The following is a 20,459-nucleotide window of genomic DNA, read 5'->3' on the forward strand; positions in this document are numbered from 1 at the left end:
ATAGAGCACGGCGGGGGGCGCCTGTGGGCCTAGACTTTGACCCATGAGCGTGGAAACAACTCCTGACATCAAACCGAGAAGCCGAGTAGTAACCGACGGAATCCATGCGGCGCCTGCACGCGGGATGTTCCGGGCGATCGGAATGGGCGACGACGATTTCGCGAAGCCGCAGATCGGCGTCGCCAGCTCCTGGAACGAGATCACGCCCTGCAACCTGTCCCTCAACCGGCTGGCGCAGGGTGCCAAGGAGGGCGTTCACGCCGGCGGCGGGTTCCCCATGCAGTTCGGCACCATCTCCGTGTCCGACGGCATCTCCATGGGCCACCAGGGCATGCACTTTTCGCTCGTTTCACGCGAGGTCATCGCCGATTCGGTTGAAACCGTCATGGAAGCCGAACGGATCGACGGCTCGGTACTCCTGGCCGGCTGTGACAAATCGCTGCCCGGCATGCTGATGGCCGCCGCCCGGCTGGACCTCGCCAGCGTTTTCCTTTACGCCGGCACGATCATGCCCGGTTGGGTCAAGCTCGAGGACGGCACTGAGAAGGAAGTCACGCTCATCGACGCCTTCGAGGCGGTGGGCGCCTGCGCTGCCGGGAAGATGTCCGAGGGTGACCTGACGCGCATCGAAAAGGCGATCTGTCCCGGCGAAGGCGCCTGCGGCGGCATGTACACCGCGAACACCATGGCCTGCATCGGCGAAGCCCTCGGAATGTCGCTGCCCGGCTCGGCGGCACCCCCGTCGGCCGACCGTCGTCGCGACGAGTTCGCGCGGAAGTCCGGGGAGGCGGTGGTGAACCTGCTTCGCCTCGGCATCACCGCGCGCGACATCATGACGCGCAAGGCCTTCGAGAACGCCATTGCGGTGACCATGGCTTTCGGTGGTTCAACGAACGCCGTGCTGCACCTGCTGGCGATTGCACGCGAGGCCGAAGTCGAGCTGACCCTTGAGGACTTCAACCGCATCGGTGACCGCGTCCCGCACCTCGGCGACCTCAAGCCCTTCGGGCGCTATGTCATGACCGACGTCGACAAGGTGGGCGGCGTGCCGGTGATCATGCGGGCGCTCCTCGACGCCGGCCTGATCCACGGCGATTGCCTCACGGTCACGGGCAAGACGGTGGCCGAGAACCTCGCGGCAATCAACCCGCCGGATCTCGACGGCAAGATCCTCCGCGCACTCGACAATCCGGTCCACAGGACCGGCGGCATCACCATCCTGCACGGTTCGCTGGCTCCGGAAGGCGCCGTCGTGAAGAGTGCCGGCTTCGATGCAGACATCTTCGAGGGCACCGCCCGGGTCTTCGAGCGCGAGCAGGGAGCCCTCGACGCCCTCGACGCCGGGCGTATCCACGCCGGCGACGTCGTCGTCATCCGCTATGAGGGACCCAAGGGTGGGCCGGGGATGCGCGAGATGCTCGCAATCACCGGTGCGATCAAGGGCGCGGGCCTCGGAAAGGACGTCCTGCTGCTCACCGACGGACGCTTTTCCGGCGGCACCACCGGCCTGTGCATCGGGCACGTGGCGCCCGAGGCCGTCGACGGCGGACCCATCGCCTTCGTGAAGGACGGCGACCGCATCCGCGTCGACATCCCGAACAAGAGCTTCGACCTCCTGGTGGACGAAGCGGAACTCGAGGGCCGCAAGATCGGTTGGGAGCCGCTCCCCGCGACCTACACCAAGGGCGTCCTCGCGAAGTACGCCAAGCTCGTGCACTCCGCGTCCGAAGGCGCCTACTGCGGTTAGCGGCCGAAATGGCGGCCGCTCGGGTTAATGTCCACTAACTGGACTCCCTGTCCAGTATGTGAGATGGACAGGGGGCCAGTTGACACCCTTTCCCGGGTGCGTGGAAACTACAGGTATGCAGCTTGTATCCGTAGTCGTCGTCCTTACCCAGCGCGTGGCCTAAAGCCCGACCGGTCGACTTTACGTCACGCGCAACCCCTCACAGAGCCTCACCGGGCTGAGGGGTTTTTTTGTTGGAACCGGCAGAAGCGCAGTGTCCAGGAAGTTCGTGCAGTACCGTTCCAAAGGAAGTTACCGATGTCCAAGGGATCGCCCATCAGCCCTGCGCTGATGGCAGCAAGACCAGCCGCACCAGCCGCACCGTCGGCACCCTCCGGCAGGGATGCAGCGCCGCCTGCCGTCCCGCCGAGCGCTGTCCGCGGACCGAACAAGGTCGTGGGACCCATCCAGATGCTCGGATCGGCGGCGATCGTCCGCTCCCTCGAAGAGCTCGGCGTCGACGATATCTTCGGACTTCCGGGCGGAGCCATCCTGCCTACCTATGATCCGCTGATGGCGTCCACCAAGCTGCGCCACATCCTCGTCCGGCATGAACAGGGTGCCGGCCACGCAGCCCAGGGCTACGCAATGGTGACCGGCAAACCGGGCGTCTGCATCGTGACCTCGGGCCCTGGGGCCACGAACCTGGTTACGGCGATCGCCGACGCGCACATGGACTCGGTTCCCATGGTCGTCATCACCGGACAGGTGTCCAGCGCCTTCATCGGTTCGGATGCGTTCCAGGAAGCCGACATCGTGGGCATCACCATGCCCATCACCAAGCACTCCTACCTGGTCACCAACCCCGACGACATCCCCCGGGTCCTTGCAGAGGCCTTCCATATCGCTTCCACCGGTCGCCCCGGCCCAGTGCTGGTCGATATCGCCAAGGACGCCCAGCAGGGTTCGATGACCTTCTCGTGGCCGCCGAAAGTGGAACTCCAGGGGTACCGGCCGGTACTGCGCGGACACTCCAAGCAGGTCCGTGAGGCGGCACGGCTGATCGCCAAATCAACCCGGCCCGTCTTCTATGTGGGCGGCGGCGTCATGAAGGCCCATGCCGCAGCGGAACTGAAGGAACTCGCCGAGCTCGTCGGCGCTCCGGTGGTCACCACCCTGATGGCCCGCGGCGTCTTCCCTGATTCGCACCACCAGCACGTGGGCATGCCGGGTATGCACGGAGCGGTCTCCGCAGTGACCGCGCTCCAGCAGGCCGACCTCCTCATCACGCTCGGAGCTCGGTTCGATGACCGCGTCACCGGCGTCCTCTCAAGCTTCGCCCCGGCGGCGAAGGTCATCCACGCGGACATCGACCCCGCGGAAATCTCGAAGAACCGCACCGCGGACGTCCCGATTGTCGGCTCCGTCAAGGAGATCATCCCTGAACTGACCCAGGCGGTGCGGGACCAGCATGCTGCCGGGGATGCCCCGGACATCGCCGCGTGGTGGAGCACCCTGAACCACCTTCGGAAAACCTATCCCATGGGCTTCGTCCAGCCCGACGACGGCCTTTCAGCACCCCAACAGGTCATCAAGCGGATCGGTGAGATCACCGGACCCGAGGGTGTCTACGTCGCCGGGGTCGGGCAGCACCAGATGTGGGCGGCCCAGTTCATCCAGTACGAGCGCCCGGACTCCTGGCTCAACTCGGGAGGGCTCGGCACCATGGGCTACTCGGTGCCCGCGGCCATGGGCGCCAAGGTCGGAAACCCGGACCGCGTGGTCTGGGCCATCGACGGCGACGGCTGCTTCCAGATGACCAACCAGGAACTCGCCACCTGCGTCATCAACAACATCCCCATCAAGGTAGCGGTCATCAACAACTCGTCGCTCGGAATGGTCCGGCAGTGGCAGACCCTGTTCTACGAGGGCCGCTACTCCAACACCGACCTCAACACCGGCCACGACACCGCGCGGGTTCCCGACTTCGTCAAGCTCGCGGATGCCTACGGCTGTGCGGGTCTGCGCTGCGAGCGCGACGAGGACATCGACGCCACCATCCAGCAGGCCCTCGAGATCAATGACCGCCCCGTCGTCGTCGACTTCGTGGTGAGCCGCGACTCGATGGTCTGGCCGATGGTGCCCTCGGGCGTCAGCAACGACCTCATCCAGATCGCCCGGAACATGACCCCACAGTGGGAGCAGGAGGACTAACCATGGCCCGTCATACGCTTTCCGTCCTGGTCGAAGACGTTCCGGGCGTCCTGACGCGCGTTGCGAGCCTCTTCGCCCGCCGCGCGTTCAACATCAACTCCCTTGCCGTCGGCCCCACGGAGATCTCGGGCATGTCCCGAATCACCGTGGTGGTCGAGGCTGAGGGTGACCTCCTCGAGCAGGTCACCAAGCAACTCAACAAGCTCATCAACGTTCTCAAGATCGTTGAGCTGACTCCCGAGACGTCAGTGCAGCGTGACCACATCCTGGTCAAGGTCCGTGCTGATGCCGCAACCCGGCTGCAGGTGACCCAGGCGGCCGACCTGTTCCGCGCGTCGGTGGTCGACGTCTCCACCGACTCGCTCATCATCGAGGCCACCGGAACGCCGGAGAAGCTCAGCGCCCTGCTGTCCGTCCTCGAGCCGTTCGGCGTCCGCGAGATCGTCCAATCGGGCACCCTCGCGATCAGCCGTGGCGCGAAGTCGATGAGCGACCGCGCCCTGCGCACCGCCTGAGCCCGCCCGGGCCGCACCGCACTAGCATTCAGGACCGTAACGATTTTCAGCACCATCCACCTAGAGGAGAAACACCCGTGACCGAGATGTTCTATGACGACGATGCAGACCTTTCCATCATCCAGGCACGCACCGTCGCCGTCATCGGCTATGGCAGCCAGGGCCATGCCCACGCACTCAGCCTCCGCGATTCCGGCGTCGACGTGCGCGTAGGCCTGAAGGAGGGCTCGGCGTCACGCGCCAAGGCCGAAGCCGAGGGGCTACGCGTCCTTTCGGTCGCCGAGGCAACCGCCGAAGCCGACCTCATCATGGTGCTCACCCCGGACCAGGTCCAGCGCCACGTCTACAAGGAGGACATCGCGCCGAACCTGCAGGCCGGCGACGCCCTGTTCTTCGGGCACGGCTTCAACGTCCGCTACGGCTACATCCAGGCACCGGCCGACGTCGACGTCGCACTGGTCGCGCCGAAGGGCCCGGGCCACATCGTCCGCCGCGAATTCGAGGCCGGGCGCGGCGTTCCGGACCTGATCGCGGTCGAGCAGAACCCGTCCGGAAAGGCGAGGGAGCTCGCGCTCTCCTATGCGAAGGCCATCGGTGGAACCCGCGCCGGCGTGATCGAGACCACCTTCACCGAAGAGACCGAAACCGACCTCTTCGGTGAGCAGGCAGTGCTGTGCGGCGGCGCCTCGCAGCTCATCCAGTACGGCTTCGAGACGCTCACCGAGGCAGGCTACAAGCCCGAGGTCGCCTACTTCGAGGTACTGCACGAGCTCAAGCTGATCGTCGACCTGATGGTCGAGGGCGGCATCGCCAAGCAGCGCTGGAGCGTCTCCGACACCGCCGAGTACGGCGACTACGTGTCGGGCCCCCGCGTCATCGACCCGTCGGTCAAGGAGAACATGAAGGCCGTCCTCGCCGACATCCAGAACGGCGCGTTCGCCAAGCGCTTCATCGACGACCAGGATGCCGGTGCTCCCGAGTTCACAGCGCTGCGCAAGAAGGGTGAGGACCACCCGATCGAGAGCACGGGGCGCGAACTGCGAAAGCTGTTCTCCTGGATCAAGACGAATGACGACTACACCGAAGGCTCGGTAGCCCGCTAGCACCACCAGCCACAACCGACAGGGCGCGCCGGACGGTGCGCCCTGTCAGGGTGTATTCCCGTTCTCATCCCACCAGCTGCAAGGATCTTTTTCCAGTGAACCCAAAACCTGTCGTCCTGCTCGCAGAGGAACTTTCACCTGCCACCGTCGAGGCGCTCGGACCGGACTTCGATATCCGCACCACGGACGGGGCGGACCGCTCCAAACTGCTCGCGGCCCTCGCCGACGTCGACGCCGTGCTGGTGCGCTCAGCAACGCGGATGGACGCCGAAGCCATCGCAGCGGCGCCGAAGCTGAAGGTCATCGCGCGTGCCGGAGTCGGCCTCGACAACGTCGATATCAAGGCCGCGACAAGCGCCGGCGTCATGGTGGTCAACGCGCCGACGTCGAACATCGTCTCGGCAGCTGAGCTGACGGTGGGTCACATCCTCAGCCTTGCGCGGAACATTCCGCAGGCCAGCGGGGCACTGAAGGCGGGGGAGTGGAAGCGGTCGAAGTACTCGGGCATCGAGCTGTATGAGAAGAAGATCGGCATCATCGGCCTCGGCCGCATCGGCGCACTTGTCGCCGAGCGCATGCAGGGCTTCGGTACCGAGATCCTCGCGTACGACCCATACGTCACCTCCGCCCGGGCGCAGCAGCTGAACGTGCGGCTCGTGAGCCTCGATGAACTCCTGAGGGAATCAGACTTCATTACCATCCACATGCCGAAAACCCCGGAAACCCTGGGCATGCTCGGAAGCGCGGCCTTCGAGAAGATGAAGACGACGGCGTACGTGGTCAACGTGGCGCGCGGCGGGCTCGTGGATGAAGCAGCCCTGCACACCGCGTTGACCGAGGGACAGATCGCAGGCGCCGGCATCGACGTGTTCCTCTCCGAGCCGAGCACCGACCTCCCGTTCTTCGCCCTGGACAACGTGGTGGTGACTCCCCACCTCGGAGCGTCCACCGAAGAGGCACAGGAGAAGGCCGGCATCTCCGTGGCGAAATCGGTGCGGCTCGCCCTGGCTGGTGAACTGGTGCCCGACGCCGTCAACGTGGCTGGCGGAGTGATCGATCCGAAGGTGCGTCCCGGTATCCCGCTGATGGAGAAGCTGGGGCGTATCTTCACCGCGCTGACCCACGACTCGCTCACCTCGGTCGAGATCGAGGTGGCCGGCGAGATCGCCTCGCTCGATGTGAAGGCGCTTGAGCTGGCGGCACTCAAGGGGGTCTTCACCGACGTCGTCTCGGAGCAGGTGTCCTACGTCAACGCGCCGCTGCTGGCGGAGCAGCGTGGCATCAGCACGCGGCTCATCACCACCTCCGAGTCGGAGGAGTACCGGAACGTGCTCCGGCTGCGGGGGGCGCTGTCCGACGGCACGCAGATCTCGGTGGCCGGCACCCTCACGGGCCCGAAGCAGATCGAGAAGCTCGTGGGTGTCAACGGTTACGACCTCGAAATCCCCATCAGCGAGCACCTCCTGGTGATCCTGTACGCCGACCGCCCCGGCGTGATCGGGACGCTCGGCCGCCTCCTCGGTGAACGGAACATCAACATCGCCGGAATGCAGGTGGCCCGGAACAACGAGGGCGGACAGGCGCTGTCCCTCCTCACGGTCGACAGTTCGGTGCCCCAGGAGGTGCTCGACGCCATCCGGACCGAGATCGGCGCGAGCGTGGCCCGCGAAGTGGACCTGCACGACTGAATCCGAAAGGACGGCGATGACCATTCACCAGCTCGAGGTGCGCCCCGGCACCGTCACCCAGGTCTTCTCGCGTGACACCCCGGCAGTGCTGGCAGTGGATCCCGGCGACACGGTGGTGGTGGAGTCCCTCGATGCCTCCGGTCACCTGGAGCCTCAGTCCTTCCCCGGTGAGGTGCGTCCGCTGATGTTCACCGACCGGCGGGGCCACTGCCTCACCGGTCCCATCGAGGTGCGCGGCGCGCAACCGGGGGACATGCTGTCCGTCCACTTCGAAGCGCTCACCCCCGGCGGCTGGGGCTTCACCGTGGCAGGGCGGCGCGACGACGCCTTCACGCGGTCGCTGGGAGTCGCGGGAGGTGAGCCCGAATGGCTCCTGTGGGAACTGGACCGGGAGCGGAGAACCGGGACGAACCAGTTCGGCCACACGGTTCAGCTGAGGCCCTTCCTCGGCGTCGTCGGCATGCCGCAGCCCGAAGCCGGGGAGTTCTCCACCACCCCTCCCCGCGCGGCGGGCGGTGGAAACATCGACTGCCGGGAGCTGGTGGCGGGCTCGACGCTGTTCCTCCCCGTGACAGTCCCCGGAGCCCTCCTCAGCGTGGGCGACGGCCACGCGGCACAGGGTGACGGCGAAGTGGGTGGCACCGCCATCGAATGTCCCATGACCTCCCGGCTCGTCCTCGGCCTCGAGCCGAACCCGCCCCTCCAGGCAATCCACGCCGTGACGCCCGGGGCCCGCATCACCTTCGGCTTCAATGCCGATCTCAATGCGGCAACCGCCGAGGCGCTCGGTGCGATGCTCACCTGGCTGCAGGCGCTGCTGGGCCTGTCGCGGACGCACGCCCTGGCCCTCGCAAGTTCGGTGGTGGACCTCCGCATCACCCAGATCGCCAACGAGACCTGGGGAGTACACGCGGTCCTTGCCGATGACGCCGTCGTTCGGAACCGCTGACGCCGGCGGGCAACAATCGGCGATGCCCGCCTGGACAGGGTAATTTCGTAGGGTGACTTCCTCAGGCGCCCAGCCCCCCTTCTACATCACCACCGCCATCTCCTACCCCAACGGCGTGCCGCACATCGGGCACGCCTACGAGGCGATCGCAACTGACACCATGGCCCGCTTCAAGCGCCTCGACGGGTATGACGTCCTGTTCCTCACCGGCACTGACGAGCATGGCCTGAAGATGCAGCAGACGGCTGATCGGGAGGGCGTCCCCGTGCGCGAGCTCGCCACGCGCAACGCGCGGTCCTTCCAGACCATGAACGACGTCGTCGGTTCCTCCTACAGCCGGTTCATCCGCACCACCGACGCGGACCACTATGCTGCCGCAACCGAGATCTGGCGCCGGATGGAAGCCTCCGGCGACATCTACCTCGACAAGTACTCAGGCTGGTACTCGGTACGCGACGAAGCGTTCTGGGTCGAGGACGATACCGAAGTCCGCGCTGACGGCCTCCGGTACGCCACGGAGACCGACACCGAAGTCACCTGGACGGAGGAGGAGAGCTACTTCTTCCGGTTGTCCGCCTACCAGGACAAGCTCCTCGCCCTGTACGAGGAGCAGCCGGAGTTCGGTGCGCCGCAGTCCCGTTTCAACGAGGTCATCAGTTTCGTGAAGCGCGGACTCGAGGACCTTTCCATCAGCCGCACCACCTTCGACTGGGGTGTGCCGGTACCGGGCAACGAGCGCCACGTCATGTACGTCTGGGTCGATGCCCTCACCAACTACCTGACCGGGGCCGGGTTCCCGGACACCGAGTCCGAAGCGTTCCGGAAGTACTGGCCCGCCGACATCCACGTGATCGGCAAGGACATCTCACGCTTCCATGCCATCTACTGGCCGGCCTTCCTGATGTCCGCGCAGCTCGAACTGCCCAGGCGCATCATGATCCACGGGCACCTGCACAACAAGGGCGTCAAGATGTCCAAGTCGCTCGGCAACACCGTGGCGCCCCAGGACTGGGTGGACCAGTACGGTCTCGACCAGGTCCGGTTCTTCCTCCTGCGTGAGGTGCCCTTCGGCGCGGACGGCTCCTACAACCACGACGCCGTCGTGGGCCGGATGGATGCGGACCTCGCGAACAATTACGGCAACCTCGCCCAGCGGTCCCTTTCCATGGTCGCGAAGAATTGCGGGGGCAGGGCTCCCCGACGGGGTGCGCTGGACGCCGCCGACACCGCGATCCTCGCCCAGGCGGCCGGCCTGCTGGAAACCTGCAGGACCGCGTTCGAGAAGCAGGAGTTCTCCCGGGCCCTGGAGGCCGTGTGGAAGGTGCTCGGAGACACCAATGCCTACTTCGCCGACCAGCAGCCCTGGGTCCTCCGCAAAACCGATCCGGCACGGATGGAGACGGTGCTGTACGTCACCCTCGAAGTCCTCCGCATCGTCTCGATCCTGGCTCAGCCGGTGATGCCCGGCGGTGCAGCACAGCTCCTGACCGCGTTGGGCCAGGGAACGGCGGACGACGACGCCCTGCGCACCTTCGCGGCGATCGGAACTCCGCTGGTGCCCGGAACCGAACTGCCCGCACCTGTTCCGGTGTTCCCCAAGTACGCGGGGGAGCCCGAAGCCGGCTGAGGATGCTTCAGCCGGCCTGAATTACTGGCCCGAGGGGCGCTTCAGCTTTTGAGGAAGCGGTCCGCGGCGGTGCTGCTGATGACTTCGGCGATTCGGGACTGCTGTTCGCGGGCTTCCTTCAGAAGCTGCTGCAGCTCCTCGTCGCTGAATTCAAGCCCATCCGCCGAGGGATCAATGGAGCGGAGGGCGATCAGCGTCTCCCAGAGGGATTCTTTCCCGCGGAGCAGGGACAGCAGCGACTCCAGCTCCAGCTGGGCGCCGGTGCTGGTCTTCCGGCGCAAAGGATTGACGGGATTCACCTCGGCCAGCCTCGCCATGACATGGGCGACGAACATCTTGATCCGCCCCGGTCGGTGCCCGGACCGCTCGATCACGCGCCGAAGCTGCCGGCGCTCCCCAGCGATGTCCTTCTCGAGACCCGCGATGACGTGGCCGTGCTTCGTGTCGACCCACGAGCGTGCGGCCGCCTCGAACAGCCGGACACCGTTCGTCGCGCCGAAAAGGTGCATGTCAAGGTAGGAGTTCAACGTCTCCCGATCGATGCGCCCTGCAGTACCGTCAGCAGGTTCGGATCTCTGTTTCATTCCTGGTTCCCTTCAATGATGCGTCGATGTTCTGCTGCGCTACGCTAGCCGACGGCGGGGACACGGTGCCACCGCCAGAAAGAGTTATCCACTAACTGAGACGGTTTGTCCAGCAGACGGACGTTTCCCTAATCTTGGGGAATGAGCAAATCAACGTACCAGGGCTCCGGCTCCGCCATCGACCTCGCAGTCATTCCAGGGGACGGCATCGGCCCCGAAGTAACGGCGGAGGCGCTCAAGGTACTGCGGGCCGTCACGGCCGGGGACGTGGAGGTGACGCCGACGCACTACAACCTCGGTGCCGAACATTGGCTCGCCACGGGGGAGACGCTCCCCGATGAGACCCTCGCGAAGCTTCGTCAGCACGACGCCATCCTCTTCGGTGCCGTCGGGGCCGCTCCTGGAGACACCCGCATCCCCTCAGGCCTCATCGAGCGGGAAATGCTGCTGAAACTGCGCTTCTCGTTCGATCACTACGTGAACCTGCGGCCCTCCCGCCTCTATCCCGGCGTAGCCAGCACGCTCGCCAATCCTGGCGAGATCGACTTCCTCGTAGTGCGCGAGGGCACCGAGGGGCCCTACGTCGGCAACGGTGGAACGCTGCGCGGCGGCACCAGCCACGAGATCGCCACCGAGGTTTCCCTCAACACCGCGCACGGTGTGGAGCGCGTGGTCCGGGATGCATTCCGGAGGGCCAGCGGGCGGCCCCGCAAAAAGCTCACTCTGGTGCACAAGCACAACGTCCTCGTCTACGCGGGCCATCTGTGGAAGCGGACTGTCGAAGCGGTTGCGGAGGAGTTTCCCGGCGTCACCCATGACTACCTCCACGTCGATGCCGCCATGATCTTCCTCGTGAGCGACCCGGCCCGCTTCGACGTCATCGTGACTGACAATCTCTTCGGCGACATCATCACGGACCTGGCGGCGGCGGTGACCGGGGGCATCGGGCTGGCTGCTTCCGGCAACCTCAACATGGACCGCACAGCGCCGTCCATGTTCGAGCCCGTTCACGGGTCCGCGCCGGACATTGCCGGGCAGCAGAAAGCAGACCCCACTGCCGCTATCCTTTCGGCTGCCCTGCTGCTGCGGCACCTCGGACACGAGGACGCCGCTGCGCGGGTGGAAGAGGCGGTCGAGAAGGACATCGCCGGTCGCGACGGACGCATCCGGAGCACAGCCGCGGTAGGCGATGCTATTGCCGCCGCTGTGTCCTAAGCTGGTGAGTGATCACTAACCGAAAGTTTGCCCGGAGGAATCATGACAGCCACGGAGCTGGAGTTTGCCCAGAATCTTTCCACAAGCGCCGCAACGCCTGAACAGCGCAGTGCCATCCTTGCCAACCCGGGCTTCGGAAATTACTTCACCGACCACACCACGGTAGTTGACTTCGCAGTCAACGAGGCGGGCGAAGGCGGCTGGCACAGCCCGCGGCTGGAGCCTTACGGACCCATTGCGCTCGACCCGGCAGCCGCAGTTCTCCACTACGGCCAGGAGATCTTCGAGGGCATGAAGGCCTACCGCCACGCCGACGGGTCGGTGTGGACCTTCCGAGCCGAGGCGAATGCCGCAAGGCTCAACCGGTCTGCTGTCCGGCTGGCCCTGCCGCAGCTTCCCGAGGAACTGTTCCTCGAGTCCCTGCGGCAGCTCGTGAACGCGGACCAGGCCTGGATTCCCTCGGGCGACGGCGAGAGCCTCTACCTGCGGCCCTTCATGATCGCCACCGAGGCGTTCCTCGGAGTGCGGCCGGCCCGCGAAGTGACCTTCCGGGTGATCGCCTCACCTGCCGGGAACTACTTCGGCGGCGAAGTCAGGCCCGTAGCCATCTGGGTGTCCCGGAACTACGCGCGTGCAGGGCGTGGCGGGACCGGTGCCGCCAAGGCCGGCGGAAACTATGCCTCCTCGCTCGCAGCCCAGCTCGAGGCCGAGGCGCACGACTGCAAGCAGGTGTTGTTCCTCGACCAGTTCAATGACAACGCCATCGAGGAACTAGGCGGAATGAACGTCTTCTTCGTTTTCAGGGACGGTTCACTGGTGACGCCCGCCCTGTCCGGAACCATCCTCGAGGGAGTAACGCGTTCCTCGGTGATCCAGCTCGGCCGTGACCGCGGCATGAACGTGACCGAACGCAAGATCACCCTTGACGAATGGCGCGACGGCGTGAAGTCGGGCGACATCACCGAAGTGTTCGCCTGCGGCACGGCCGCCGTCATCACCCCGATCGGTTCCCTGCGGGACGGCGACGAGGTGATCGGTGCGCCAGACTCGGCCGCCGGGGAGGTCACCATGTCGATCCGCAGCCAGCTTCTCGGCATCCAGACGGGCGCCAGTGAGGACACGCACGGCTGGCTGACCCGGCTCGTCTAGCAGCTGGCCCCAGAAGGAAGGCGTCGGCGGGTCATCGCCGGCGCCTTCTGTCGTCAATGCCTCCACTATCCGTCGTACACCCAAAACTCTCCGTCGTACACCCAAGCAAAGTGATGCAGGAACGGCGGGAGGACGACGGCGGCACCCGCCGAATCTGCGCCAGTTCCGTATGAAGGACTCAGCGACCAAATCCTAGGGGGCGTCGACGGTCACCTTGAGGAACTTGCTGGCCGTCAGCAGTTCGGTAGCTGCCGGAGCCGGAAGGGGCCTGCTGAAGTAGTAACCCTGGCCGCTGGCGCACCCCAGCTCACGCAGCTGGTCGGCCTGTTCCTTCGTCTCGATACCCTCGAAGACCGCTTCGAGGCCGGCTGCGCGGATGAGCTGGAGGATTGCTGCGACGAATTCGAGTTGCCCGGGCCGGTGGTCCAGGTCGACCAGCAGCGAGCGGTCCACCTTCACCATGCTGACCGGAAGCTCACGCAGGTAGCTGATGGAGGAGTACCCGGTCCCGAAGTCGTCGATCTCGATGCCGACGCCCAGCTTCTGCAGGCTAAGCAGCGAATACATCTCCACTTCACCGCGTGTGACGATGGCAGTCTCGGTGATCTCGATGACCAGGCACTGCGCCGGAACCCCGAGGTCGCGCAGGAGTGAGCGGACATGGTCCACCAGGTCGAGCTGCTTCAGCTCGACGGCGGAGAGGTTCACCCTCAGCTGGAAGTCGTCATCGAGGGGCAGCGTCCGCCTCCACTCCGCAAGCTGCCGCAGGGACGTCAGCATCACCCAGCGGTCGAGATCGTGGATCGCCCCGATCTCCTCTGCAAGCGGGATGAAGGTATCCGGGGGGATCAATCCGCGGACGGGATGTTGCCAGCGGACCAGTACCTCGACGCCGAGGACGCGGTTCGTCGCAAGCTCGACCACCGGCTGATAGTGGAGAACCAGTTCGTTGGAGGTGATGGCACCACGCAGTTCGGTGGCCATCTGGCTCCGCAGCTGGCGCGTGTACAGCATCAGCGGCTCGAAGACCTTGATGATGCTCCGGCCCTCGCGCTTGGCGGCATACATGGCGGTGTCCGCGTCCAGCAGGAGCGCGTCAGCGTTCTGCCCCGGATCACCGAGACGCACGCCGATGCTGGCCCGGGAGTGGATGTACAGATGATCGAGCTGGATCTGCTCCCCGAGCACCTGCAGTGCACGGCGCGCCACCTGCATCGCGACGTCCATGGTGACCTCGGGCAGGAGGATGGCGAACTCGTCGCCCCCGAGGCGCGCCACCATGTCGCTCTCGCGGACCACGCCATTGAGGCGCGCGGCCACCTCTTGCAGTACACGGTCACCGGCGTCGTGCCCGAAGCGGTCATTGACGGTCTTGAAGGAATCAAGGTCCAGGAGGATCAGCGCGGGTGGCAGCGCGCCTGCCTGTGCTCCCGCGAGGGCGGTCTCGATCCCGTCCATCAGTGCAACGCGGTTCGCGAGTCCGGTCAGGGCATCCGACATCGCCATCTTCATCAGGTCGAGGTGCGCCTGCCGAAGCATCGCGGTGCGGCTCTCCACCCTTCTCTCGAACTGGTCGTACACCTGCTCGAGTTCCTCGGCGAGGAGGTTGACCCCGGTAATGACGGCGTCCACCTCGTCACGCGCCGACGAGGGTTCAATACGGCTGCTGAGTTCCCCTCGCGAGAGCCGCACAATGCTGTCCACGAGAACGGCCAGCCGCGGGTCCTTGTTGTCAGCGCTCATTCGACTCAGGGTACCTTCGAAATCCCGAGAGCCACGCAAGCGCCTCGCCTTCCGAGGAGAAGAATTCGACAGGGCACGACGGCTGCCGGCCGCCCAGCAGGAAGTTGCCGATCACCCGGTCCACCGGGCTGGATCCCAGCAGGGCGATCGCGGTGGAGATGCTGGCATTTCCCATCACGGACCGCGCTGCACGGTCGATCGACAGCACGCCGCTGATGTCGATGAGCAGCGGCCGCGCCACGCCGCCGGCCAGTTTCCGCGCCTCCCTGGCCTTTCGCTCGGCTACGGCCTGGGTGATGTGCTCCCCGGCGGGCAGTGACAGAACGATGATGCCATCGGCGTCAGCGGCCGCCCCCGGATCCGGACGCTTCCCGGCAGGCGCATCGCTGCCACCGGCCGTGCGGGCCTCCACGGATGGTTCGTTCCGCATACGCGTACGCGTCCTGTCATTCGAGGATGTCCTGCTCGTGGGACCGGGCCGGGAAAGCTCCTCGCGCGGAAGGGCCGAGCCGCCGAGGGGGATCACCGGACCATTATCCTGCGGCGGCGGTCCTTGGCTCCGCGGAGGTCCCGGTTGAGGCGCCGGTCGCCGTGGTACAGGATCGACTCCCAGTCGGCTTCCTCGGGGGTCTTGTCGATGACGGGCGATACAACTGTCTTCTTCTTGCGAGGTGCCACGTAGAGCCAGTTCATGACACCGAGCCCGACGTCGACAACGGAATTCTTGATGCCGATGTAGGCCCGAATGGCACCCGCTGCGAGCACCGCATTGAGGGCTGCGAAAACGGCGTTCCCCCAGTTCTGTTCAACGGCGTCCCGGGCGAGGGTGAGCAGGGAGAACAGGACGATCGCATAGGGAACGATCACGTAGAGAGCCGGGGCTGCAGTGCGGTCCTTCACCTTGGGCGTCCGGACGAACGGAATCTTCTCTCCGGTGAAGGCCTGCTGAATGGACTTCAGGACGCCGGCCAGGTTCACCGGCAACAGGACCAGGTTGAAGCCGTAGATCCGGAAGATGTCGGAGAACCGGTGTCCGCAGTCCCGCAGGTCGCTGCCCATGGCAATGAAGTAGGGCGCGGCCGCGAGGAAGACGACAGGGCTGAGGAGCCGACTGTCGTAGGGATAGGCCAGGAGGAACAGGAGGCCGAAGCTGGCCCACGCGATCGAGGCCATGTAGTTGACGCGCAGGAGCACTTCCCGGAAGAGGATTTGTTCGCGCTGGTGACGTCGTCGTCGGAGCTGGTTCCAGAGTTTCGGGAGAATCAGTAGCCCGCCGTTGGCCCAGCGACGGCGTTGGACAACGAGTGAACCGAAGTCGGGTGGCGTTGCGCTGTAGCTGAGGCGCTCCGGATAGTTGACCAGCGTCCAGCCATGGGTGCCGAGGTCGACGCTCGATTCAGTGTCCTCGATGACCGTGCGGTCCTGGATGTACGTCTTGATCTCGAACCCGCCGACATTCTCCACCTCGACGATGTCCTCGATGGCTTCCTTCCGAATCACGGCGTTCGCGCCCACCCAGAAGGTGGCTCCGAAATAGGACATGCCCTGGTGCAGGATGTGCTGGATGTCGGTCGATGCGCCGGCCACGCGTTCAATACGCGTGGGTGCCCCGCGGAAGGACGAGTAGGGCGTCTGTGTGACCGCCACCCGCTCATTGCCCGGCGACTCCAGCAGGTACACCAGGCGCAGGCAGTAGTCCCGAAGGAGCAGGGAGTCGGCGTCGAGGGTCAGCAGGTAGGTGGAATCGGGTACCACGACGTCGTCAGGGTGGTCCTGCCCCGGCTCGACGGCGCGCAGCACCACGCCGTCGCCGGCGGCCTCACGGTGCCAGCGGCTGCCCATCAGGGAAATGTAGGCGTTGAGGTTCATGGCCTTGTTCGCCTCGTGGGAGAGGGAGGCGAAGCGCTTCCGCTCGAACGTTTCGAGGCGGGTGTTGAAGATCCGGACGAGCCGGACGTAGAGCTCCCGCATGCGGAGCACGTTCGGTGCGTCGCGCTGCGCCAGGGCTGCGGTGAGTGCGAGGACGGTCAGCCGGAGTTCGCGGGCAAGGCCCATGATCACCAGATCGACGAAGAACTCGTCGACGTGGTCCTCCACGCGCTCCGACCCGGCCATGGCCTCGAGCCAACCCGAAGCTTCCTCGTAGGCGTGGATGAGCTGCTGCAGTTCGGCGAGCATGTCCGGTCCGTTGCTGCCGTTGCTGCCCATGCGCTCCTCGAAACCCTGCAGGGCCGAGATTGCCGCACCGGCGGGCTCGAGCAGGCTTGCCTCGATCTCGACGGTGAGCGCGCGTGTGGCGTCGAGGCGCATGCGAATGGCGGGATCGCTGGGCTCCGGCGGATCATCCAGCAGCAGCACCACCCTCAGCTCGGGAAATTCCTGGAGCGCGGCCGACCACAGGGTGGCCCGAACCACCTGGGGTTCCTCGGCATAGGAGGGAACCAGGACAGTGATGCCGTCCTGGTGGTTTGCGAAATGCCGATCGAGCTCACCGCGCGGAATTCTCCGGTGGTCGCGGAACCGGTACAGCGCACCCTGCCGGGCAACGAGATACATCAGGGCGGAAAAGGTGAGGAATGTGACGACAACAAGGTAGGAGACGGCCTCGAATTCGAACCGGAACCCTGCGTTGGGATTTTCCGCGAACTGCCGCAGGATCGTGGTCACCACGTAGGTCAGCCAGGCCCCGATCGTCACCACTATTCCGAGCCGTCCAAGAGCGATTTTCCGGCTGGATGGAATAGGATGCACGATCGAAAGTGGTTCCGATCGTTTCTCGGCACCCCACTGTCGTCGTCGTCCGCTTGATTCCCCTGGCGTGCCCTGCGTAGAGGTGGAGGGCAGGGCTATTCGATTCGACATATTCATCCCCAGCAGTTCGGCAGCGGCAATACCGCTGCCTTGTCAGCAATTGACCGGAAACCACGGATCCGAAACCTGAAAATCGTCCCGATGTGAGACCGGAAGGGACGGTTTCGAAACAATCGGCTGAGATGGCCGATCTGTGATCGGAGTAACAGTATCATTGATCCATCAAGCGTCATTGTTTAATTCGGCTGCTTGCGGTCTCATTTCTGAAGTGCTCCCTGCCGGGCACTGTTCATCTGCCGGTCTCACTACTTTTTCCGCCCATTCCGGGCATCAACTGGGGGCATTGTGTCCAAACGTTTTCCAGGCCGAAAGCTTTCCGTACTACGGCTTCTGGTCCTTTTCAGCGCAGTATCCGCACTGGTGGCCGGTTCTTTCCTGGGGCTCAACCGCTTCGAGGATGCCCGGGCCGCCGATGCCGGGGGAGCTTTCTTCGCCGGTTACGTGGATGCTACCGCCACGCCCTTCTATCCCTTCGAGAAGCCGGTGACCGACGAGGGAAAGAACGTGCTGCTCTCGTTCATCGTCGCGGACCCCGACGACGGCTGTGAGCCTTCCTGGGGTGCCGCCTACAGCCTGGATGAGGCCGAGTCGGCGCTCGACCTCAACCGCAGGACCGCCCGGCTGGCCCAGAACGGGGGAGAGGTGTCCATTTCCTTCGGCGGGTTGCTGAACGATGAGCTGGCGACGTCCTGCTCGGACCCGGCCAAGCTGAAGGACGCCTACGAGCGCGTTATCGACCGCTATGAGGTCTCGATGATCGACCTGGACATCGAGGGGGAGAACCTGCTGGATACCGCAGCAGGGAAGCGGAGGGTTGAGGCGATCGCAGCACTTTCGAAGGAGCGGGCCGCTGAGAAGAAACCCCTCAAGGTCTGGCTGACACTTCCAGTGGCCCCGTCCGGCCTCACCGAGGCGGGGACCGACGCCGTCGCGCAGTTCCTCAGCGCCGACGTCGACCTCGCCGGGGTCAATGCGATGACCATGGATTACGGCCAGGGCAGGGAGGAAGGCGTCAGTATGCTCGACGCTTCGATCAGTGCGGCGAAGGCGACGCACAGCCAGTTGTCGATTCTTTACCAGCGGGCAGGCATCGAACTCGGTCCGCAGGCTGCATGGCGCAAGATCGGCCTGACGCCCATGGTGGGCCAGAACGATGTCAAGGGGGAGGTCTTCGACCTCGATGCAGCGGACGCGTTCAATAAGTTCGCCATCACCACGGGCGTGGGCCGCATGTCGATGTGGTCCCTCAACAGGGATGCCACCTGCAGTGACAACTACCCTGATCTCACCATGGTCTCGGACGGATGCAGCGGCATCGACCAGGACGGACTGCAGTTCGCGCAGGTTCTAGGGGAAGGGTTCGATGGCCGTGCCGCCACGCTGAGTGATGCGCCGGCGCCCTCTGAAGCTCCTGCCGGCCCCGTCGAGGACAACGCGGCTACGAGTCCCTATCCCATCTGGAGCGAGACCGGCACCTACACCGAGGACGATCGCGTGGTCTGGCACCGCAATGTCTACGTTGCCAAGTACTGGACCCAGGGCGATCTTCCGGACAACCCCGTGCTCCAGGCCGCCGAGACTCCGTGGACCCTGCTGGGACCGGTACTGCCTGGGGAGAAGCCCCTGCCTAAGGTAACGGCTCCAGCGGGAACCTACCCCGCCTGGGAAGCGGAGAAGACCTACCTGAAGGGTGAGCGGGTGCTCCTGGGCGGCGATGTGTTCGAGGCCAAATGGTGGTCCAGGAGCGACAGCCCTGAGGCCGCCCAGCAAGGGTCCGATGCCTCTCCATGGAACAAGCTCAGCAGCGCGGAAGTCCAGGAGTTGCTGGGGCAGAAGTAGCACGCCGGAAAAGAAAGGACCCTGGTCGGGGTGGGAGTATTGGGGGAAACGCCCAGCCCGACCAGGGCCTACGACAATCTTTCACAATCGGCTGCGTGTTGGATGGCAGCTGGATTGCCGGCAGGGAGTACCGTATCTCCCGCCGGACCGCGGGAAATCAGGAGCGGGTGGGCTCGATGTCCTCGATCAGTTCCCGTGCAGATCCTGCCCTGCTTGGGGCGCCGGCTTGACTGAACAGGTGTTCGCTCGTCTCGAGGTTCTGCACAGCTGCTTCGGGATCATCCCTCTTCGCCTTCAGCGCCCTCCCGAGGAGCAGGTGTGCTTCCGCAGCAGTGTGGGTGGCGAGCAGCTTGTCCTTGCTGATGACGAACTTGAGGCGCTCCGCCGCAGCATCGAACTGGCCGGTGAGCACGAGCCAGTGCGCCCTGGTCAGCGCCAGCTCGATCCTGTCGCGCTCGCTGCCCCCCACGATCGAAACGGCCAGTTCGGCGCGGTCGATGCATTCCAGTGTTTCAGGTTGGACGACGCCGGCGGCGAGGCGGATCTCGGCGGACGCCCGGTTGAATTTGGCCCACAGTTCAAGATCGTTCGTTGGGGAGAGGTTTTCAGCAGCAAGGCGGTGGTACTTGGTCCCTTCCTCGGGCTGGTCCAGAAGGAAGGCGACATTGCCGATGGCCCAGTAGCTCTTGCCAGAGATTTGTGAACTTGGATTTCCTTGTAGAAGGGCTGCGAGGGTAAGGCATTCAACCCATGCTTCGTCAAGTTGGTCACTGTCGGCAAGTGCGGCAATGAGAGTATATTGCGCTTGGATGTGGGATTCCTGCTGGTCGGGAGTTTTTCGCACGGCAGCGGCGGCATGTCGCGCAGCTGTGAGAGCCCCAGACAAATCACCACTGCCTTGCAGCGCGAGTGACAGAATCGTGGAAACCCGAGCCGTCAGTGCTGCTGATTCCACTGTGAGGACATGGTTCTCAAGCTCATGGGCGACTCGCGCCGATTCCGACACGAGACCCAGGTTGCGTAGACATTCGGCCTTGAGGAACATCATGTTCCACCATGCGTTGACGTCGTCCAGGTCCAGCGCCAGGGCGATTGCGTCATCGGCAAGTCGGTGGGCAGTGTCGTAATCCCGCTGGTTCCAGGAATCGCGAGCCCGAAGTTCAAGGAGAACCTGCTCGCCGGGTTCACTATATAGAGCCATTACCACCTCCCTATCGCGGTGTACCTTGTGACTAC

Annotated in this window: 15 protein-coding genes; 10 read left to right on the plus strand and 5 right to left on the minus strand. The window is 65.0% G+C overall.

All coding sequences use genetic code 11. The features are described from left to right. The first annotated feature begins 43 nt into the window (after positions 1-43). The 7 genes from ilvD (at position 44) to metG (ending at position 9,822) form a co-directional block, all read left to right on the plus strand. On the plus strand, positions 44-1,747 hold the full coding sequence (gene ilvD / locus IWX65_RS02080) for a dihydroxy-acid dehydratase (protein WP_196880818.1): 1,704 nt from the start codon (positions 44-46) through the stop codon (positions 1,745-1,747). A gap of 297 nt (positions 1,748-2,044) precedes the next feature. Continuing rightward, positions 2,045-3,940: an acetolactate synthase large subunit gene (locus IWX65_RS02085; RefSeq protein WP_196880819.1), complete on the plus strand. Its 1,896-nt coding sequence runs from the start codon at positions 2,045-2,047 to the stop codon at positions 3,938-3,940. A 2-nt stretch (positions 3,941-3,942) separates the two neighbouring features. Then, the gene (gene ilvN / locus IWX65_RS02090) at positions 3,943-4,455 is read left to right on the plus strand and encodes an acetolactate synthase small subunit (protein ID WP_196880820.1); all 513 of its coding nucleotides are present in this window, start codon (positions 3,943-3,945) and stop codon (positions 4,453-4,455) included. Between the two features lie 77 nt (positions 4,456-4,532). Next, the gene (ilvC, locus tag IWX65_RS02095) at positions 4,533-5,558 is read left to right on the plus strand and encodes a ketol-acid reductoisomerase (RefSeq protein WP_196821308.1); all 1,026 of its coding nucleotides are present in this window, start codon (positions 4,533-4,535) and stop codon (positions 5,556-5,558) included. A 95-nt stretch (positions 5,559-5,653) separates the two neighbouring features. Next, complete coding sequence (gene serA / locus IWX65_RS02100) at positions 5,654-7,246, plus strand: phosphoglycerate dehydrogenase (RefSeq protein ID WP_196880821.1); 1,593 nt, start codon at positions 5,654-5,656, stop codon at positions 7,244-7,246. Between the two features lie 16 nt (positions 7,247-7,262). Further along, positions 7,263-8,195 (plus strand): acetamidase/formamidase family protein, encoded by a 933-nt coding sequence (locus IWX65_RS02105; protein ID WP_196880822.1) that lies wholly within the window; start codon positions 7,263-7,265, stop codon positions 8,193-8,195. A 52-nt stretch (positions 8,196-8,247) separates the two neighbouring features. After that, positions 8,248-9,822 (plus strand): methionine--tRNA ligase, encoded by a 1,575-nt coding sequence (gene metG / locus IWX65_RS02110; RefSeq protein ID WP_196880823.1) that lies wholly within the window; start codon positions 8,248-8,250, stop codon positions 9,820-9,822. Between the two features lie 41 nt (positions 9,823-9,863). On the opposite strand, the gene IWX65_RS02115 is transcribed toward metG, so the two are convergent. Then, complete coding sequence (locus IWX65_RS02115) at positions 9,864-10,406, minus strand: hypothetical protein (RefSeq protein WP_196880824.1); 543 nt, start codon at positions 10,404-10,406, stop codon at positions 9,864-9,866. 141 nt (positions 10,407-10,547) lie between these two features. On the opposite strand from IWX65_RS02115, the gene IWX65_RS02120 reads away from it, so the two are divergent. Beyond that, positions 10,548-11,621 (plus strand): 3-isopropylmalate dehydrogenase, encoded by a 1,074-nt coding sequence (locus IWX65_RS02120; RefSeq protein WP_196880825.1) that lies wholly within the window; start codon positions 10,548-10,550, stop codon positions 11,619-11,621. 42 nt (positions 11,622-11,663) lie between these two features. Beyond that, a complete protein-coding gene (locus tag IWX65_RS02125) occupies positions 11,664-12,770 on the plus strand; it encodes a branched-chain amino acid aminotransferase (protein WP_196880826.1) in 1,107 nt (368 codons plus the stop codon). 192 nt (positions 12,771-12,962) lie between these two features. On the opposite strand, the gene IWX65_RS02130 is transcribed toward IWX65_RS02125, so the two are convergent. From IWX65_RS02130 to IWX65_RS02140, 3 genes are all read right to left on the minus strand, one after another. Further along, positions 12,963-14,513 (minus strand): putative bifunctional diguanylate cyclase/phosphodiesterase, encoded by a 1,551-nt coding sequence (locus IWX65_RS02130; RefSeq protein WP_196880827.1) that lies wholly within the window; start codon positions 14,511-14,513, stop codon positions 12,963-12,965. Continuing rightward, positions 14,503-14,925 carry a DUF7793 family protein gene (locus IWX65_RS02135; RefSeq protein WP_196880828.1) on the minus strand — a complete coding sequence of 141 codons (423 nt, stop codon included), beginning with the start codon at positions 14,923-14,925 and terminating at the stop codon, positions 14,503-14,505. Before IWX65_RS02135 ends, IWX65_RS02130 begins: the two co-directional genes overlap by 11 nt. 110 nt (positions 14,926-15,035) lie before the next feature. Next, positions 15,036-17,375 carry a glycosyltransferase family 2 protein gene (locus IWX65_RS02140; protein ID WP_196880829.1) on the minus strand — a complete coding sequence of 780 codons (2,340 nt, stop codon included), beginning with the start codon at positions 17,373-17,375 and terminating at the stop codon, positions 15,036-15,038. Between the two features lie 369 nt (positions 17,376-17,744). Between IWX65_RS02140 and IWX65_RS02145 the strand changes: the two genes are divergently transcribed. Further along, the gene (locus IWX65_RS02145) at positions 17,745-19,223 is read left to right on the plus strand and encodes a chitinase (protein WP_334683595.1); all 1,479 of its coding nucleotides are present in this window, start codon (positions 17,745-17,747) and stop codon (positions 19,221-19,223) included. A 157-nt stretch (positions 19,224-19,380) separates the two neighbouring features. Here IWX65_RS02145 and IWX65_RS02150 read toward each other — a convergent pair whose 3' ends face one another. Then, positions 19,381-20,424 (minus strand): hypothetical protein, encoded by a 1,044-nt coding sequence (locus IWX65_RS02150; RefSeq protein ID WP_196880831.1) that lies wholly within the window; start codon positions 20,422-20,424, stop codon positions 19,381-19,383. Between the last annotated feature and the right edge of the window lie 35 nt (positions 20,425-20,459).

Origin of the sequence: Arthrobacter sp. CAN_A214 (genome assembly GCF_015751955.1) — a bacterium.
Taxonomy (GTDB): Bacteria; Actinomycetota; Actinomycetes; order Actinomycetales; family Micrococcaceae; genus Arthrobacter_D.

Coding starts and splice junctions, on each gene's coding strand:
- IWX65_RS02150 (WP_196880831.1), bottom strand. CDS start 20,424: ATGGCTCTATATAGTGAACCCGGCGAGCAGGTTCTCCTTGAACTTCGG.
- IWX65_RS02105 (WP_196880822.1), top strand. CDS start 7,263: ATGACCATTCACCAGCTCGAGGTGCGCCCCGGCACCGTCACCCAGGTC.
- IWX65_RS02120 (WP_196880825.1), top strand. CDS start 10,548: ATGAGCAAATCAACGTACCAGGGCTCCGGCTCCGCCATCGACCTCGCA.
- IWX65_RS02125 (WP_196880826.1), top strand. CDS start 11,664: ATGACAGCCACGGAGCTGGAGTTTGCCCAGAATCTTTCCACAAGCGCC.
- ilvD (WP_196880818.1), top strand. CDS start 44: ATGAGCGTGGAAACAACTCCTGACATCAAACCGAGAAGCCGAGTAGTA.
- IWX65_RS02085 (WP_196880819.1), top strand. CDS start 2,045: ATGTCCAAGGGATCGCCCATCAGCCCTGCGCTGATGGCAGCAAGACCA.
- IWX65_RS02130 (WP_196880827.1), bottom strand. CDS start 14,513: ATGAGCGCTGACAACAAGGACCCGCGGCTGGCCGTTCTCGTGGACAGC.
- IWX65_RS02140 (WP_196880829.1), bottom strand. CDS start 17,375: ATGTCGAATCGAATAGCCCTGCCCTCCACCTCTACGCAGGGCACGCCA.
- ilvN (WP_196880820.1), top strand. CDS start 3,943: ATGGCCCGTCATACGCTTTCCGTCCTGGTCGAAGACGTTCCGGGCGTC.
- IWX65_RS02115 (WP_196880824.1), bottom strand. CDS start 10,406: ATGAAACAGAGATCCGAACCTGCTGACGGTACTGCAGGGCGCATCGAT.